This is a genomic window from uncultured Imperialibacter sp., assembly GCF_963974565.1.
In the GTDB taxonomy this organism is placed as follows: domain Bacteria; phylum Bacteroidota; class Bacteroidia; order Cytophagales; family Cyclobacteriaceae; genus Imperialibacter; species Imperialibacter roseus.
The window spans coordinates 97,036-114,405 of the sequence record NZ_CAXBCJ010000011.1; the positions used below are offsets into that span (position 1 = coordinate 97,036).

A 17,370-nucleotide genomic window follows, 5' to 3' on the forward strand; every position below is an offset into this window, starting at 1 on the left:
TCTGTCGGGGGACAGACCATGGAATACGAACATTCTTGAGAAAGGGCTACAACTTTTCGGCAGGGCGGTTTACCTTTAGCTGACAGTTTTAAATAGAGAGAAGGGTTAGGGCCTTGGGCCATATTGAAAATATAAACACACTAGAAACTTATGGAAATACATGACAAATCAGGATTAACAACTTACTTACCCAGCGACGGCCGATACAAAACCATGAAGTACCGCCGGTCGGGGAGGAGTGGCATCCTGCTTCCTGAAATCTCGTTGGGCCTCTGGCACAATTTCGGTCACAAAGACAATCTGCTCAACGCTCAACTTTTGCTTCGCAAGGCGTTCGATATGGGAATCATCCATTTTGACCTTGCTAATAACTACGGCCCCCCGTTCGGTTCAGCTGAGACCAACTTCGGCCGTATGTATAACGACGACTTCAGGCCCTACCGCCACGAGCTTTTCATTTCCAGCAAAGCTGGCTACGACATGTGGCCTGGCCCTTACGGTAACTTTGGCTCACGTAAATACCTGGTCAACAGCCTTGACCAGAGCCTTAAGCGGATGAACCTTGACTATGTTGATCTGTTCTATCACCACAGGCCTGATCCACATACGCCACTGGAAGAGACCATGGGCGCTCTTGACTTTATCGTCCGATCTGGAAGAGCCTTGTATGTCGGCATTTCCAACTACCCTGCGGCGGAGGCCAAAAAAGCCATTGCTATTCTAAAAGACCTGGGTACCCCATGTTTGATCCACCAGGCTCGCTACTCCATGCTTGACCGTTGGGTGGAAGATGGGTTGCTGGACGTGCTGACCGAAGGTGGCGTTGGTTGTATTGCCTTTAGCCCACTGGAGCAGGGCATGCTGAGCAATAAGTACCTCAACGGCATTCCCGCCGATAGCAGGGCAGGGCAGGGCATGACCTACCTGGAAAAGGAAACAGTGGAGAAAAACCTGCCGAAGATCAAGGAACTGAACAAGATAGCTATTGAAAGAGGGCAATCACTGTCGCAAATGGCCATTGCCTGGTTGTTGCATAACAAAGCCGTGACATCGGTACTTGTTGGCGTTAGCAAAATTGAACAGCTGGTAGACAATGCAAAGACTTTGGAGAACACTTCGTTTTCTGATGAAGAAGTAAGGAAGGTTAAAGCAATTCTGACGGCTTAAAACCTAAGAAGCCACCTCCTGGCAAGTCCTGGGAAGTGGCTTCTACTTTTTTGACTACTGACGCCGGATCAAAGTCCCTGAGTGATCGCCTTTACTTTGGCCAGTCCGGTTTTACACACTTCCAGTGCATCCTGCGCCCAATATTCTTTGTTGAAGACTTCTAACGACAGAATCAACGGCCTTTTTGGAGATTGAAATGCCTGGAGTATCTTCTTGGTGGGAGCCAACCCTTCACCGGGATAAATCCTGTCACCATCTTTAATAACATCCCTTGGAATGTCGGTGTAATCGTTCACATGCAATACCTGCACGTCAAGCGGATTGGCCATCTTGAGCGTATCGTAACTCGAGCCTCCTTTGTAGAGGTGGAAGATGTCAAGGTTGATGCAGGCGGACGCATGGCCCGACTCCGTGGCTACAAACAATGCCTGGCTGAGCTTGTGAAGGTTTTTGGAATGCCCCCATATCTCCAGCTGCGGCACAACACCCGACTGATCACCCATTTCCAGAATAGTACGATACCGTTCTGCTGCTTTATAAAGATCAAGCCCGGCTTCAGCTGTGGCACCCGATGGTGGGGCTGCAATACGCTTGCAGCCCAGCTGTGCCAGCATATCCATTTCTTTTTTCAGCTGTTCCAGTCCTTTGTTTCGGGTAGCTTCGTCATCCACTATCCATTGAGCAAAGCCAATGGTGTTTTCAACACTGATCCCAAGGTCTTTGATGATTTTGGCCGCTTCTTTGATCGTTCCACCGCCATCGAGGTACTTTTGCAGGGTGGGAATCCATATTTCTACGGCCCGGAAGCCGCCTTTGGACGCTGTTTCGAGTTCCTTGACAAAACCAAGATTATGTCCCATGATCGTGGCCATGTTGAGGCAGGGAATGAAGTCGCCTGCGGCACTCTTCAGCATGCCGGTGGTGCTGTCTTCAATGAGGGACGTAGTGGGGCTGCTAAATCCAAAGGATGGCAATGCCATGAGGCCGGCGGTGCCACCAAGGTATTTAAGTGCACTGCGGCGGGAGTAAGTAGGTGTTTTCATAAAGCTAATTTAAAAGAATTGACGAGATCAGGGTAAGCCGCTTATCTAATTATTCGGGATTTGGCCAAGCGCACTGAACATTGACTGAAACCTGATATACTTTAACTCCAAACAAAAAAGGAGACCTCCCGGCCTCCTTTATTTTCGAAATGCTGTCTTTTCAGATTAGCAGCATCCTGTAGAGCTACCGCCTCCGCAGCAACCTCCACCACAACAATCGTCTCCCATAATAATACATGTTTTGGTTTACATAGAAGAGACGAGCGCATGGGGAGAAGGACGCTCCCGGCAGCGACAATTTTTTTGAGGGATCATATCCAGGATATTTCCATACTTGTCGGCTGGAATAGCGCAGCATTCCAAAAACAAGTCTTTCAGGTGAAGCCTGGCTCTCTGCACCCTCGATTTGGCGGCTGTGTAACTAATGCCTTCCTGCTCAGCAAACTGTTTTTGCGGCATTCCCCCAATGTCAATCTTTTTTATGGCTTCTTTGTGCAGAGGAGAAAGGTTGTGGATAAAAGGTGACATGCATTGGGCAAACGTGGCATTGAACGGATTCTCCTCATGCTGCAATACGAGGTCATCAGGCAGCTCGGTGAATTGCCTTTTTGTTCTGAAATGATCCAGCACCGTGTTTCGTGTGATTTGCCACACCCAGCTCACCAGTTTCCCCTCATCTTTTAATGTATGCCGCCTGGTGTGGATTTTTACAAAGACATCCTGCAGCACATCGTCACTTGCCATTTCGTCTTTCAGCGAGTGCCGGATGAACGCATGTAGCTCTTTGTGAAAGGATGTCCAGATGAATTCGGTTGTGTGCATGTCGGTTGTATTCATTTAATATAGACGATGCAGCAGAAAAAAAGACGCCGTTGCCCGTTGGATTTTTTTAAAATACGACGATTTTCTTCGGATTCGAACTCAAATGGCGTGTCTTTTCAAAAAGGCTCTTGACACAAAGCTCAGCAGCCGTTGGAAGTAAATGGCCTCTACAGCGATATTGCTCTCATGATAAGCAAAAATTCCTGAAATTTGAGACAAATGATAGCGACGTATTGATTGATAGGAAACCCGCAGACTCATTTGGCAAAAAAACACATTCAGAACATGAAATTTGATCTCAAAAAAGCGATTGAAGTGCTGGAACGGACACCAGGGGTGCTCAATACCTTGCTGGACGGCCTCTCTGCCGACTGGACTTCCAGCAATGAAGGAGGGGAGAGTTGGAGTGCTTACGATGTAGTCGGACACCTGATTCATGGGGAGAAAACTGACTGGATTCCCAGGGCTGACATTATTCTCTCGCCTGAGGCAGATAAGTATTTCCGACCATTTGACCGTTTCGCCCAAATGGGAGAAAGCGGGAAGAAGACGCTGCAGCAGCTTTTGCAGGAGTTTAGCACGCTACGCAAGAGCAATATGGAGCGACTTCGTGCGATGGGTATCAGCGACGAAGACCTTACAAAAACAGGCATTCATCCGGCTTTTGGGGAAGTGACACTGGCGCAGCTTCTGGCCACCTGGGTCGCTCACGATTTGAACCATATTTGCCAGATAGCCCGAGTGATGGCCAAACAATATAAAGCCGAAGTGGGGCCGTGGGTGGAATACCTGAGAGTCATGCAATCGTAGTGTCCGACTGCGCTGCAAGACAATGTGTCCGCAGTTTTGCAGGGGGGAAGGGTTTTACAGTTAAATGCTTAAATTGACTTTAGTTACTAAATAGAAGACAATGAAAGCTTCCTTGCTATCCGTGTTATGCATGTTCCTATTTCAATTTGCCTCTGGCCAGGCAACTGAAAATGACCAGGCAATCACCAAGCTCATCAATCAATACTCTGAGGCCAGGGAAACCAAAGACACTGTGCTGCTGAAGAACATCCTTACCGAGGACATCGACCAACTGGTATCGAACGGAGAATGGCGGATTGGTATCAGGGTGGCCATTGATGGCATGATGCGGAGCTCGACCAGCAATCCTGGTTCCCGTACGCTTACCGTTGACAAAATCCGATACCTGGGCACGACAAGTGCCATTGCCGACTGTCGCTATGAAATAAAGAATCCCGAGGGTTCAGAGCGGAAGATGTGGAGCACTTTTGTGGTAGTGAAGCAAAAAGGCAAATGGCGGATTTCAGCGATTAGAAATATGCTGCCAGCTGGGTAGTTGAAAGCAAGCGATATAAAATGCCAAGCACAATTTTGTTAAAAACTGCTAACTGTCAGACCCGGATTGACTTCCGGGAAATCGTATTCGAATGGAATATAGAATTCGTCGACAGTCTTAATCGGTTCCACCTCCACCTTGGAAAAGGCCCTAAATCTGGAGACAACTCCATCAATATAGTCACGGTGATTCTGGATGAATACTTTCGTAGGCCTCATTGAATCAATTATTTCCTTATCAATTCTTCTATTATAAACAGGAAACGAGTAGCCAATAACCACTAAGTATTCTGTATCCGAGACAGCCTTTTTTGCAGCAGTTCTTATGTTTTGATTTAGCTTAGTATTCTCCCAAGAATAAGAAATGAAGGGCTCATCGTATAACGGAGTATCTTTTGACCCAATCGAATATGCCCTACTTTTTGTCTTTTCAAAGTTTACAACTCCCGTTTGGGCAATGTAGTGAAGGTTATTTTGGTCACTGTAGTATTCCTTTGTTAAGTTCACATTAAACCGCTCTGTTCTCATATTTTCGTCAGAGGTTCCGTCGAAATAGTGCCCGACCGAACCATTTAGCTTTATCAGCGAGAACTTATCGGGGTTGAACTCAAAATTGTTTAAAGCATTTGGAATGACTTGCGCAATTTTGCTGATTTTCTCAATGTGATTGAGATCCGTCGTTTCCCTAGTTTGCTCATGGAACTGCCCAAGCGAAAATTCAACTTGTCTATCGTAATTCCAACTTATGATATTGATGTTGTCAGGCAACTCGATGCCACCCTTTTGGTTATTCGAAATTATTGCTGAAAAAAATGCATCATATCTTTTATCGAGCCCAAACCTCAATTGTCGATAAATTAAAAACTCATTGATAATTGTCTTTAATTCCAAGAGATTTGGAATATCTCCTCGCAAATAGTATTTCTTCGCCAGAGTATCAATTGACGCATGGTCGTTGACTCTGCTGCATAAATCAAGTATTTTAGATACAAATTCTTTTTGAGATTGTGCTAAGTCATTTACGATAAGCGATTTTGATTCGTAAAGCTCACTTTCAAGGCTAAATTCTTTATGAAATTTGGCAAAATCCTGAAGGCCATCAATAAAGCCAGAGATGATTGGAATTGATCCAATGCTAGCACCTGCCCCCAATAGGTATGTAAATTTTGACATATTTTAGTGTAAGAATTTTAAGTAAAGAGCCTCAATTTGATCCATTTAATAGATAAACAGTTTATTTTTTTAACTGCAATCAGTAACTTAGGGCGGTTACTTTCCAAATAGAGGTTACGAAACATCGAAATTGATAAAGTATCTTGATTTTCTTTGTTGACCTCTCTGGTCTCTCACCCCAACTTCTTCTTAAAAAACTCCACTGTCCTGCCCCAAGCCAGCACTGCGGCCTCTTTGTCATATCTTGGCGTTGAGTCGTTATGGAAGCCATGGTTTACGTCGGGATAGATATAGGCTTTGTATTCCTTCTTGTTGGCTATCAAAGCCTCTTCATAGGCTGGCCAGCCTTCATTTACTCTTGTGTCCAGCCCTGCATACTGAATCAGCAAGGACGCTTTAATTTGCGCAGTTTCCTCCGCAGTTGGTTGTCCACCATAGAAGGGAACAGAAGCTTTCAGCCCCGGAATTTTCACCGCCATCATGTTCGAAATCCAGCCACCGAAGCAGAAACCTACCACTCCAATTTTTCCGTTGCACTCAGGGTGGCCTTTCAGGTAATCATAGGCTGCGATAAAGTCTTCCAGCATTTCATCACGGTCTCTTTTGCGCTGTAGTTCTCGCCCATCATCATCATTGCCAGGATAGCCACCGAGTGGGAACAAGGCATCAGGAGACATGGAAATAAAGCCTTCCAGTGCAGCTCTGCGACCCACGTCGGCAATGTGAGGATTGAGGCCCCTGTTTTCATGCACTACCACAATGCCTGGCAGCTTGCCCTTGGCCTTTACTGGCCTGGAAAGCTGTCCGCTCATTTTGCCTGCGCCTTTGGGAGAGTCGTAACCTACGGTTTCAGTCTTCAGCCTTGGGTCATCGACAGGCACCTGCAGGGTTTGCTGGTACCTGGGCATCAAAAAGTTGAGCATGGCAGGCACTGTTAGGCCGCCTACTGCATAGAAAGATATTTTCTCCACAAACTCCCTGCGGTCGATCTTGTTGTGTACATAGTAGTCGTACAAGTCAAATACTTCCTGCTTGATGTCTTCTTTTTTGATTTCGTCCATGACTGTAGTTGTAGGTGAATGATAGACAATATAAGGTTTATTGGGCTTTGATCATAGAGGGTTTTGATGACGGATTGCTGGCGAGTGAAGACACTCACCAGAACTTCTACAATATGCGGCTACAGAAGTTGCGAAGACTACAAAAGTTAGCTGCCCTTGGTGTGCAATGAAGCGATCATGCCGTTGTACTGACAGCTGACGGCTGATGGGAATCGAAACTTTTGTAGTTTCTGGCGCAGGTTAACGATAACGATTTGGAGCTTTTTTAGGTATTACCCCTCATCAATCACATACTTACTTCTGGCCGACTTCGACTGCCTGATGCGGTAGTTCAGCGTGAGGTTGATTTGCCTTCTGCGGAACTGGCTACGGCCATCGGTGAAGAAGTTCGGCCCTTCGGTGGTATAGCGGCTTACCCGGCTGTTGAACACGTCCATGATGTTGAGGTTGAGCGTGCCGTTGCCTTTCAGTACTTCCTTGGCAAACGACAGGTCGATGTAGGCCAGTGCCTTCCGTGTACCCTGTGTTGTTTTTTGTGGCGCTTCAAAGTTGCCTCTAAGCTGAATATCTAGGTTACCCGGCAGGCTGAAGCGGGAGGTTTGGCGGGCAAACCAGCTGTAGGTAGTGGGCTTGTAGGTATCGATGATGTTGGTGCCATCAATTTCAGCATGAAAGAAGTTGAAGTTGAAGTCCAGCTTCCACCAGTCGTAGGGGTTATAGTCGCTGGTAAACTCAAGGCCGAACGACTTTTGACCGATGAGATTTTGTGGAAGCGTGCGGGCATTGCCTTCGTCGTCCACCACCCTGATGCGGTCGATGGTTTCCTTCGACTCCCGGTAGTAAAACGAAGAAGTGAGGGAGCCTTTTTCAAAGTATTTCAGGTGTCCAATTTCATAGGCATCAGTGTATTCAGGATTCAGATCCGGGTTACCACTAAAGAAGTTCCTGCCATCGGCCAGCGTAACAAAAGGGCTCAGGTCATTGTAGAATGGTCTTCTTATCCTCCGGCTGTAGCTTAGCTGGAAAGAGTTTTGGTTGGCTACAGCGTAGGTGAGGTGTGCGCTAGGGAAGAAGTTCAGGTAGCTTCTGGGGTTCTCCTCATTGGTTTCTACCAGCCTCGTTTTTACATCGGTGTATTCTGCTCTTATCCCAGCCTGGTAAGTGAACTTGTTGCTTTTGTTGCCCAAAATGGCATAAGCCGCCTGTATGTTCTCATCGTACAGAAAGATGTTCTTCAAATCAGGATCCACGGTTTCAACACCTGCCTCGTCCACGTTGGTCACCACATAGTTGTTTTCCATGTTCCGGAGGCTGCTCCTGAGTCCCGTTTCAAACTTACCTTCCTTGCCAATAGGCTTGGTGTAGTCTAGCTGGAGCAGGTATTGCTTTTCAAACTCGTCATTCAGCGCATGCTGCTTCTGGGCTGAACCATCTATGGAAACATCATTCTCATCAAATGAGCGTTGGGTGAAAATCTGATCCGACCGCTCCCAGTAGTCGATATACTTCAACGTGGTGAGCAATTTGTGGCCTTTTTCTTCAAATGATTTTTCCCAGGTCAGGGTAGTTTCTGAATTGGGTTCGGCTTCGTTCTCATTTTGCCTGCGAGCCGTGTAGCCCAGGTAATTGTTCTCATCAAAGAGATAGTCCTTGTAAGTCAGGTCGGTAATGCGGTTGCCATCGCTTCGCTTGAACAAATAGGAGAGGGTGAGGATGCTCTTTTCGCTGAAAAAGTAGTCAACACCACCTTGAATATTGTTGTTGAGGCCCTTGAGATAGCCGTCTCTGTCTTGTCTGGAAATGTAGGTAGTATCGCCAGAATAGACTTCCTGATAAAGAGAGGCCACATTGGGCTGCTTGCGCCAGGCTATGCCATAGTTGACAAACCAGTTGATTTTTTTGTGGCGATAGTTAAGGTTGGCAGCGCCGCCAAAGTTGTAAGGATAGCCCGTGATGCCCTGAAAGGAGCCGTTGAAGCCCTGGTTGCGGTCTTTCTTGAGCACGATGTTGATAATGCCTGCCATGCCTTCTGCCTGGTACCTGGCCGAGGGGTTGGTAATGATTTCCACTTTGTCAACCATGCTGGCCTGCATCTGCTGCAATCCGCTGGCACCTTTGAGGCTCACAAGTCCTGACGGCTTGCCATCAATCAATATCATTACATTGTCGCTGCCACGCAGTTTCACATTGCCCTCAGGGTCGACGGCAATAGAGGGGATGTTGGTTAGCAGGTCGGAAGCTGTGCCACCGGCATTTGCCAGGTCTTGCCCCACGTTGAAGATCTTCTTGTCGAGAGAAAGCTCCATGGTACTTTTCTCGGCCCGCACTTCCACTTCTTCGAGCGTGCTGGACGAAGCGTCAAGCTGTACAGTGCCAAGGTCGGTATTTGAAGAAGCCTGAAAGCTCTCGGTACGGTGCGCTTCGTAGCCCATGAACTCCACCAAAGCATAGTAGTTGCCTGCGGGCACCTCTACAGTAAAATTTCCTTTATCGTCAGTAACATTTCCTCCTATGAACTGATCGTCCTGAGCAAAAATCCGGATAGACGCAAAACTCATGGCCTCGCCCGACTGGCTGTCGACCACCTTTCCTTTCACATTTACCTTTTTACCTCCCTGGGCAAAGAGCCCGTGCGTGGTTGCAATAAAAAAAAGAACAAGGGTGAAGACTGAACGAAGATGCAATAACGAAAAGTTGTAATTCATGAGTTGGAAACAGTAGTCGGGGCTGTGTAGTAATGATTATTAAAGGGCAATTTTCTGCCAAAAAACGAGTAAAGTCCAGGCCTGAGACCGAAGTTCGGGCGTGGTCTTGATCTATATTTTGAATCTTTCCTTGAGGTAACTAATGGCTTTTGCGTAGGCCTGTTTCGACGATTCTTCGTCGTACTTCGGATTGCTCGGGTTGGCAAAACCATGAACGCCGGGGTATATTTTATACATCAGGGTTTTGTTGGCAGCTTTCATATTGGCAGCAAACTCTTCGATCACTTCTTTGGAAATTCTTTCTTCCGTGGCAAAAACACCCAGCACGTCTCCGCTGAGCTGCTTCAGCTTTTCCACATCTCTCACCGGCATGCCATAGTACATAACGGTGCCAATGGTTTGCTTGCCTCCCAGCAATCCTGACCGGAGCGACCAGCCGCCACCAAAGCACCAGCCGACATTGGCAATTTTAGCTTTGGGCCCTGCATAGGCCAGGCCACCTTTGATAATGGACTCCAAACGAGCCTCTTGGGCACCCTGCACCAATTTACCGGCCTCTGCAGGAACGTCGGTTACCTTGCCATCATAAAGATCAAGGGCAAGCACATTTACCTCTCCGTTCAAGTCATTGTAAAAGGTGTCTGACTGTCTGCGGATATAGTCGTTCAAGCCCCACCATTCCTGATAAACGAACAGCCATTTGTCTGATTTCTTTTTGGCTTTCACCATGTACCCGGTTGCATCGGTACCATCGGCTGCTTTGAAAGTCACTTTCTCTCCCATGGGGTCGTACTGAAGGGGGAGCGGGGCAGGATGGAGAGCAATAAAAGCCGGATCGGCAGCGAAGGAGGCCATGCTATCGTCCGATGGAGCAACGTAACACAATGTGATTTGTGTTTCTTTCTTTGTTTCAACTGGTGCAAACAGATAGCTTATAAGGCTAGCTATTGCGATGCTGGTACCAAGTAAAAGCTTCACCATAGGACAACTATTTAAGTAGATTGGAATTTTGCCGTCGTCAAACCACCTAAAGTGGATGCCGGACACAAGGCAATTAACATAAAGATCGGATTTGAAATGGTTGTTTGAGCCAAGTTTTACACGAACTGTTGTAAAAAGTTGTCACCACTCAGACGGTCGTAAAAAGTTATTGTGATGTTTTGACACAAAGAATTACTTTCGCCGATACTGAGTCGACGTTAAAATCCGATAGTTTATCCTGATATTCTACCGGATTTTCTATTCTTCTTAGAATTTCATTTCCCTTTTAATGACCTTACTGTCGCAATGTTCTGTCGGTTGCTGTCAAATGCATAGGAAAGCAAGCGTTTATACAGCCGGTAGCACAGCTTTTGAACAACAATTACACTCGTTTACATGGTACTTACTTTAAAAACTACCGGCAGGTCAGTATTGACCTATGCCGCATCGATTTGCCTGCTTGTGCAATCTTGCAAGCAACCTGAAACGCAAACTTCCAACGAACCACCTGAAGACAATCGCTTTACCAAAGTGGTGCTGACAGAAGGGATGGATGAACCGATGGAAATGACCTTCCTTCCCAACAGCCGTGTGCTGTTTGTCGAGAGAAAAGGAGGAGTGAAAATACTGGATGAAAACACCGGCGAAGTAACGCTGGTAGCTACCATTCCGGTGAATACCAAGTATACCAACAAGGAAGGTAGAGTAAGGGAAGCTGAAGAAGGCTTGATGGGCGTAATAGCTCACCCCAACTACAAAGAAAATTCTTGGATTTACATGTATTATGCTGATCCCGACACGCCGAAACACGTGCTGGCCCGCTGGGAGCTGAGAGGCGACTCGCTTTATTCATCTACGAAAAAAGTGGTACTGGAAGTGCCTACACAGCGAGAAGAATGCTGCCACACCGGCGGCGGGATGGTTTTCGACAAAGAGGGGAATCTCTTTCTGACCGTTGGAAACAACACGGTGAACCCAAGAACTGGGTCTTCTAACCTTGATGAACGCCCCGGCATGGAAAGCTCAGACGATCAGCGTGCACCGGGAAACACTAACGACCTTAGAGGCAAAATCCTTCGCATCCACCCTGAGGCGGACGGAAGCTATACTATTCCTGAAGGCAACCTTTTTCCCCAAGGCACAGAGAAAACGAGGCCAGAGATTTACACCATGGGCCACAGAAACCCCTGGAGACCAACTTTGGACAGCAAAACGGGCTATCTGTATTGGGGCGAAGTTGGCCCGGATGCATCTGTTGATTCTGTTTGGGGACCAAAAGGCTACGACGAGTTCAACCAGGCCAAAGGCCCGGGCTTTTTTGGCTGGCCATATTTTATTGCTAACAACAGGCCGTATAATCGCCATGATTTGGCTACCGACACTTACGGAGAGCCGTTTGATGTGAACCATCCTGTCAACGAGTCGGTAAACAATACCGGATTGAAAGAATTGCCTACGCCTGTGGTACCAGCCTTTATCTATTACCCTTATGGCCCGTCGGATACTTTCCCTTTGGTGGGAACGGCAGGACGTAGTGCTACCGGAGGCCCCGTTTTCCGCAAAGCGGACTTTGCCGGTGCTCCAAGACCTTTCCCTTCCTATTTCGAAGGCAAGTGGCTGATCGTGGAGTTCATGCGTGGCTGGATCATGTCGGTAACGATGGATGAAAATGGCGACTACCAATCCATGGAACGCTTCCTGCCCAATGAGAGCTTCGTAAGCGCCATAGATATGGACTTCGGCCCGAGCGGCGACCTTTATGTACTGGAGTATGGCAGTGCCTGGTTTAGGGGCAATTCTAACTCAAGAATCGTTAAAATCGAATACAATGCAGGCAACAGGAAGCCGATTGTGGCTGCCTCTATTGACAAAACCGCAGGCGCTGTACCTTTTACAGCTCAGCTATCATCGGAAGGCACAAAAGACTACGACGACTACGATCAGGGAAAATTGACTTATGAGTGGAAGGTAGTCTCCGACGGAGGCGTTAACAAAACGCTTACTGAAGCCAATCCATCGTTCAATTTTGAGCAGGCTGGTACTTATCAGGTGAGCCTGACAGTAACTGATACCAAAGGGGAGAAGAACAGGACTTCGATGGAAGTAGTGGCAGGTAATGAGCCGCCGGTGGTGTCTATCGATTTCCAGGTACCCAACCGGAGCTTCTATTTCGGCGAAAAGTCGCTCGCTTATTCTGTAAGTGTGAGTGATAAGGAAGATGGAAGTAGTGCTGATGGTACTATCAAGCCTAACGAAGTAGCGGTTACTTTCGACTACGTGCCCTCTGGCTATGACCCAATCGAAATGGCGTCAAAGCATAGAGGAGCAGAGTCGATGGCTGCTTTGAACATTGGCAAGAACCTGATTGAAACCAGCGATTGTAAGTCGTGCCACCAGTACGAGCAAGCATCAATTGGCCCCGCTTACAATGCTGTAGCGGCCAAGTATCCTAAAACTGACGCCAATATTAATATGCTGGTAGGCAAAGTAATCAACGGCGGTAGTGGCGTGTGGGGCGAACATGCCATGAGTGCTCACCCGCAATTGAGCCAGGCTGATGCCAAAAGAATGGTGATGTTCATTCTCAATATGCTGGAGACAAAGCCTACAGTGGAATCGCTTCCCCTGGCTGGTACAGTAACTCCTAAAGTGCCCGAAGGCGAAGATGGACAGGGCGGCTACTTGCTCAGAGCCTCTTATGCTGACAAAGGTGCAGGCACTGTTGGCCCGCTTTCTGGTGACGATTTCGTGGCGCTCAGAAACCCTTCATTGGATCCTCAGTTGGCAGAAATCAGAAAGGGCGTGAATTTACTAACCACTCCAGGCACTACTTTCAACATGGTAGGTAGCGGCTCATACATAGGCTATAAGGCCATCGACCTCACTGGCATCAAGCAAATTGATTTGTTTGTAGTGGCTTCCCCAAGGGTAAGTGCAGCCGGGGGTTATGTAGAAGTGCATCTTGACTCGCCAACCGGTGCGTTGTTAGGTACTACTAACACCGTAGGTCAGAAAAATGTTGGGTTTGGCAGACCTGCGGAAGGCGAAGATATCGTTACCTGGAGAAGGAAGAGAAACTCACAAGCTCAGGCCAAAATTCAACCGACTGAAGGAAAACACGATGTGTACTTTGTTTTCAAAAGCGACAAAGCAACGCCCGATCAGGTATTGGTGCAGATTTCAGAAATTGTATTTCTGAATGAAGAAAAAGCACCTTTGGAAGCGGCAATGTAAGGCCTCTTTCAAGCTTATTTATAAAAGCCTCATTCCTCCCGGTTTGAGGCTTTTTAGTTGAAGCATTCATTATGTTTCTTTGACACATTAAAAAATTGAGCTAAGTTTAGTTACTTAACTTTTAGACATTCATCCTATGTTCAGATTTGCTGTTTTAACTTTTTTGCTTAGCCCGGTCCTTACTTTTGCCGCCAAAGTAGACACCCTTGAGATTCCCAGTGCTGTGATGGGCAAGTCATACAAAGCAGTTGTTGCGCTTCCAGCGTCCTACACGCAAAGCAAGGTTGCCTATCCCGTTTTGTATCTTTTGCACGGAGGTTTTGGTCACTTTGATGACTGGATTTTAAAAACTCCTGAGAGGGGGCTGATTCAACAGCTAGCGGATCAGTACAATTTGATCATTGCCATGCCTGAAGGAGAGGCCTTTAGCTACTACCTCGACAGTAAAGTGAAGACGGATAGTCAGTTTGAGACGTATTTGACAAAGGAGGTGATAGAGAAAATAGACAAAACTTACCGAACGATAGCGAAAAAGGAAGGCCGTGTAATCACTGGTTTATCAATGGGAGGCTACGGTGCATTATACCTGTCGTCGAAACACCCCGATTTATATTGTGCTGCCGGGAGTATGAGCGGAGCGTTGAACCCTGACATGGTGAGCTGGAAGCTGCCGCCGGAGCCTACCGAAGGGGTGAAAAAGGCTTTTGCAGAGATATTAGGGCCTTTGGAAGCCAATACCGAGGAATATATCACGGCGTCGGTGCTTAGCTATGCTGACAAAATGAAAACCAATGGAGTGAGCCTGGTTTTCGATTGTGGTGTCGACGACTTTCTTATTGAACCTAACCGGGAACTGCATCGCAGACTTGTTTTCAACCAAACGCCACACGATTACTCAGAAAGGCCAGGAGGACACTCTTGGGAATATTGGCAAAACTCACTTCCCTACCAGGTGCTATTTTTTAGCAAAGTCTTGAAACAAAACGGTTCGTACGTCAAGTAAGTAATATGAAAAAGGTTTTTTATATCCTTTGTTCCCTGCTGTTTGGCTCGTCCATGCTAATAGCAAAACAGGTTGTTCAGATCAAATCAGGAAAAGTAGCTGGCATCGCTACACCCGATGGTCAGGTGGTCAGCTACAAAGGCATCCCTTTTGCTGCGCCGCCGGTCGGTGATTTGCGTTGGAAAGCCCCTCAGCCCGTAAAACCGTGGGAGGGGGTAAAAGAGTGCACAGCATTTGGACCAAGCCCGATGCAGGGCAAACCCGCTCCGTTTAGCATGTGGAGCCAGGAATTTCTAATTCCGGAGGAACCGATCAGTGAAAATTGCCTGTACCTCAACGTCTGGACTGGAGCAAAGTCTCCCAAAGAAAAGCGTTCGGTATTAGTGTGGATCTATGGAGGAGGCTTCCAAAGCGGCGGCAGCGGCGTGCCTATTTATGACGGAGAAGCCATGGCCCGCAAGGGAATTGTGTTTGTAAGCATCAACTATCGGGTGGGGGTGTTTGGCTTTCTGGCCCACCCCGAACTAACGAAAGAGTCACCAAATAGCGCTTCCGGCAACTACGGGTTGATGGATCAGGTGGCAGCTTTGAAGTGGGTAAAAGAGAACATCGCAGCTTTTGGCGGTGATCCTGACAATGTAACCATAGCCGGCCAATCCGCCGGTTCTATGAGTGTCAACTGCATGGTGGCGACTCCTCTGGCAAAGGGGCTGTTCAACAAGGCAATTGCCGAAAGTGGAGCCAGTTTTGGAAGAAATCAGCAGGCCCTCGCACCATCGGAAGAGGCTGGCGTTGCTTTTGCGAAATCTTTGGGTGCTACTGGCTTGGCAGACCTAAGAAAACTGTCTCCACAAGAGCTCATGAAGGGTCAGCTGGGGATCAGAGGCCCGATCATAGATGGCTTTGTACTTCCTCAGCACATTGCCGATATTTTCGCCGAGGGCAAAGAAAACCCCGTTGATTTGCTCACCGGCTGGAACCAGGACGAAGGCTTGCTTTTTGGGCCTGTAAAAAATGCCACTGACTTCGAAACGCAGATCAATCAACAGTACGGAAGCAATGCCGGAAAAGTACTGACCTACTACCCGGCATCCGACGACGCTGAGGCCGCTCAATCACAACTTGATCTGTCACGTGACATGATCTTTGGACTCCAAAATTACGCCTGGGCCAATGTGCAGGCAAAACAGGGAAGAACCAGTGTGTATGTGTACCGGTTTACCCGAAAGGTGCCAGGCACAGGTGAGTATGCCAAATATGGCGCATTTCATACCGGAGAGGTTCCCTACGCCTACGACAACCTGGAGTTTGTTGATCGTCCCTGGGAAGCTGTAGACAGGAAACTGGAAGCGACGATGTCTACCTACTGGGCTAATTTCGTCAAAACAGGAAATCCAAACGCTACGGGCTTGCCCGAATGGCCTATTTACAAACCGGACAGCCAGCAAGTGATGCTATTGGGAACTAAAGCTGAAGCAAAGCCGATCGCCGACGGCGAAGCATTGGATACTATGACGGCCATTTTATCTGCGAATAAATAGCTTATGCTGGCGTTCCTCGGACTTTTGACCATAGTGCTTTTGCTTGTTTTGGTAATGAGCAAAAAACTGTCTCCTGTAGTGGCGCTCATCATTGTGCCCATTGCCACTGCGTTAATTGGCGGGTTCACAACGGAGATCGTCACCTATATTACCGACGGAGTGAAAACCATTTCTACCACGGCGGTGATGTTCATCTTTGCTATTTTGTTTTTCGGCATCCTGATGGATGCCGGCACTTTTGAGCCTGTTATCAAGCGCCTATTGAAAGCCGCTGGTAACGACCCGGCACGGATTACTGTCGTTACAGCCATTCTCGCCATGATCGTCCACCTCGATGGCTCCGGTGCGGTCACCTTTCTGGTCACAGTGCCAGCTATGTTGCCACTTTATGATGCCATCGGAATGAAAAGAACTACATTGGCTACAGTGGTTGCCCTGGCAGCTGGTACCATGAATATTTTACCCTGGGGTGGGCCGACCATCAGGGCTGCGTCAGCGCTCGAAGTGCCGGTGACCGAGCTATTCAATCCTATTTTAATCCCTGTGATTTGCGGGTTGCTGGCGGTACTGGGAATTGCCTGGTATCTGGGAAAAAAGGAGAGAAGCTGGGTGAATGAACAAGGGCAGGTCATTGATTCCACTATGGCTATCGAAAAGGATATTAGCCTCCATCGGCCAAAATTAATTTGGCTGAATACGGCGTTGATCGTTATTTCCATTACTGCACTCATTGCTGCCCTCGCACCGCCACACGTCATTTTCATGATCGCCTTTGTCATAGCCATCACGGTGAATTACCCCAACCTTAAGGAGCAAAGAGAGAGGATTGATGCACATGCAAAAGCAGCTTTGCTAATGGCTAGCATTTTGTTTGCTGCCGGATGCTTTACCGGCATTCTGAAAGGCTCGGGCATGATAGAAGCCATGGCGGCTACGGCTGTTAATTATATTCCGTCGGGTATTGGTAATCATCTGGCCTTGATGACGGGAGTGGTGAGCATGCCCGCCAGTTTACTGTTCGATCCGGATTCCTTCTATTTCGGGGTACTACCATTGCTGGGAACAACCGCTGATCACTTCAATGGTGAGGCCATAGAAGTAGCCAGAGCAGCCATTTTAGGTCAGATGACCACCGGCTTTCCTGTAAGCCCGCTCACAGGAGCTACTTTTCTGTTGATTGGTCTCACAGGGGTGGACTTAGGTGATCATCAGCGGAAAACCATTCCGTGGGCTTTTTTAGTCACAATGATTATGCTGACAATGTCGATCCTCATTGGTGCGATAAGTTTCTAAACC

The 17,370-nt window shown here is 47.7% G+C and carries 13 protein-coding genes; 7 read left to right on the forward strand and 6 right to left on the reverse strand.

The window, feature by feature from the left end; all coding sequences use genetic code 11:
* Positions 1 to 150: 150 nt before the first annotated feature.
* Positions 151 to 1,167: an aldo/keto reductase gene (locus AAC052_RS16565; protein WP_339814676.1), complete on the forward strand. Its 1,017-nt coding sequence runs from the start codon at positions 151 to 153 to the stop codon at positions 1,165 to 1,167.
* A gap of 68 nt (positions 1,168 to 1,235) precedes the next feature.
* Here the strand turns inward: AAC052_RS16565 and AAC052_RS16570 are convergent, their stop codons facing one another.
* Both AAC052_RS16570 and sigZ read right to left on the reverse strand, forming a co-directional pair.
* Positions 1,236 to 2,210 (reverse strand): sugar phosphate isomerase/epimerase family protein, encoded by a 975-nt coding sequence (locus AAC052_RS16570; RefSeq protein ID WP_339814677.1) that lies wholly within the window; start codon positions 2,208 to 2,210, stop codon positions 1,236 to 1,238.
* Positions 2,211 to 2,456: 246 nt separating this feature from the next.
* Positions 2,457 to 3,032, reverse strand: a complete 576-nt coding sequence (sigZ, locus tag AAC052_RS16575; RefSeq protein WP_339814678.1) for an RNA polymerase sigma factor SigZ — start codon at positions 3,030 to 3,032, stop codon at positions 2,457 to 2,459.
* A gap of 285 nt (positions 3,033 to 3,317) precedes the next feature.
* On the opposite strand from sigZ, the gene AAC052_RS16580 reads away from it, so the two are divergent.
* On the forward strand, positions 3,318 to 3,842 hold the full coding sequence (locus AAC052_RS16580; RefSeq protein WP_339814679.1) for a DinB family protein: 525 nt from the start codon (positions 3,318 to 3,320) through the stop codon (positions 3,840 to 3,842).
* Between the two features lie 130 nt (positions 3,843 to 3,972).
* Positions 3,973 to 4,377 carry an SgcJ/EcaC family oxidoreductase gene (locus AAC052_RS16585; RefSeq protein WP_339814680.1) on the forward strand — a complete coding sequence of 135 codons (405 nt, stop codon included), beginning with the start codon at positions 3,973 to 3,975 and terminating at the stop codon, positions 4,375 to 4,377.
* Positions 4,378 to 4,415: 38 nt separating this feature from the next.
* Here AAC052_RS16585 and AAC052_RS16590 read toward each other — a convergent pair whose 3' ends face one another.
* From AAC052_RS16590 to AAC052_RS16605, 4 genes are all read right to left on the reverse strand, one after another.
* Positions 4,416 to 5,549, reverse strand: coding sequence for a hypothetical protein (locus AAC052_RS16590; protein ID WP_339814681.1), 1,134 nt, complete (start codon positions 5,547 to 5,549; stop codon positions 4,416 to 4,418).
* Positions 5,550 to 5,722: 173 nt separating this feature from the next.
* A complete protein-coding gene (locus tag AAC052_RS16595; protein WP_339814682.1) occupies positions 5,723 to 6,610 on the reverse strand; it encodes a dienelactone hydrolase family protein in 888 nt (295 codons plus the stop codon).
* Positions 6,611 to 6,882: 272 nt separating this feature from the next.
* Entirely contained in the window at positions 6,883 to 9,315 is a 2,433-nt protein-coding gene (locus AAC052_RS16600) for a TonB dependent receptor (protein ID WP_339814683.1), read from the reverse strand.
* Positions 9,316 to 9,426: 111 nt separating this feature from the next.
* Entirely contained in the window at positions 9,427 to 10,296 is an 870-nt protein-coding gene (locus AAC052_RS16605; RefSeq protein ID WP_339814684.1) for a dienelactone hydrolase family protein, read from the reverse strand.
* 396 nt (positions 10,297 to 10,692) lie between these two features.
* Between AAC052_RS16605 and AAC052_RS16610 the strand changes: the two genes are divergently transcribed.
* From AAC052_RS16610 to AAC052_RS16625, 4 genes are all read left to right on the forward strand, one after another.
* Complete coding sequence (locus tag AAC052_RS16610) at positions 10,693 to 13,530, forward strand: PQQ-dependent sugar dehydrogenase (protein WP_339814685.1); 2,838 nt, start codon at positions 10,693 to 10,695, stop codon at positions 13,528 to 13,530.
* 136 nt (positions 13,531 to 13,666) lie between these two features.
* A complete protein-coding gene (locus AAC052_RS16615) occupies positions 13,667 to 14,533 on the forward strand; it encodes an alpha/beta hydrolase-fold protein (RefSeq protein ID WP_317492081.1) in 867 nt (288 codons plus the stop codon).
* A 5-nt stretch (positions 14,534 to 14,538) separates the two neighbouring features.
* A complete protein-coding gene (locus tag AAC052_RS16620) occupies positions 14,539 to 16,074 on the forward strand; it encodes a carboxylesterase family protein (protein ID WP_339814687.1) in 1,536 nt (511 codons plus the stop codon).
* A 3-nt stretch (positions 16,075 to 16,077) separates the two neighbouring features.
* The gene (locus AAC052_RS16625; RefSeq protein WP_317492079.1) at positions 16,078 to 17,367 is read left to right on the forward strand and encodes a citrate:proton symporter; all 1,290 of its coding nucleotides are present in this window, start codon (positions 16,078 to 16,080) and stop codon (positions 17,365 to 17,367) included.
* The last annotated feature ends 3 nt before the right edge of the window (positions 17,368 to 17,370 follow it).

Bases quoted from the DNA above. Each gene is read 5' to 3' on its own strand.
- AAC052_RS16570 (WP_339814677.1), bottom strand. From the start codon at position 2,210: ATGAAAACACCTACTTACTCCCGCCGCAGTGCACTTAAATACCTTGGT.
- AAC052_RS16565 (WP_339814676.1), top strand. From the start codon at position 151: ATGGAAATACATGACAAATCAGGATTAACAACTTACTTACCCAGCGAC.
- AAC052_RS16590 (WP_339814681.1), bottom strand. From the start codon at position 5,549: ATGTCAAAATTTACATACCTATTGGGGGCAGGTGCTAGCATTGGATCA.
- AAC052_RS16605 (WP_339814684.1), bottom strand. From the start codon at position 10,296: ATGGTGAAGCTTTTACTTGGTACCAGCATCGCAATAGCTAGCCTTATA.
- sigZ (WP_339814678.1), bottom strand. From the start codon at position 3,032: ATGCACACAACCGAATTCATCTGGACATCCTTTCACAAAGAGCTACAT.
- AAC052_RS16615 (WP_317492081.1), top strand. From the start codon at position 13,667: ATGTTCAGATTTGCTGTTTTAACTTTTTTGCTTAGCCCGGTCCTTACT.
- AAC052_RS16585 (WP_339814680.1), top strand. From the start codon at position 3,973: ATGTTCCTATTTCAATTTGCCTCTGGCCAGGCAACTGAAAATGACCAG.
- AAC052_RS16610 (WP_339814685.1), top strand. From the start codon at position 10,693: ATGGTACTTACTTTAAAAACTACCGGCAGGTCAGTATTGACCTATGCC.
- AAC052_RS16625 (WP_317492079.1), top strand. From the start codon at position 16,078: ATGCTGGCGTTCCTCGGACTTTTGACCATAGTGCTTTTGCTTGTTTTG.
- AAC052_RS16600 (WP_339814683.1), bottom strand. From the start codon at position 9,315: ATGAATTACAACTTTTCGTTATTGCATCTTCGTTCAGTCTTCACCCTT.
- AAC052_RS16620 (WP_339814687.1), top strand. From the start codon at position 14,539: ATGAAAAAGGTTTTTTATATCCTTTGTTCCCTGCTGTTTGGCTCGTCC.
- AAC052_RS16580 (WP_339814679.1), top strand. From the start codon at position 3,318: ATGAAATTTGATCTCAAAAAAGCGATTGAAGTGCTGGAACGGACACCA.
- AAC052_RS16595 (WP_339814682.1), bottom strand. From the start codon at position 6,610: ATGGACGAAATCAAAAAAGAAGACATCAAGCAGGAAGTATTTGACTTG.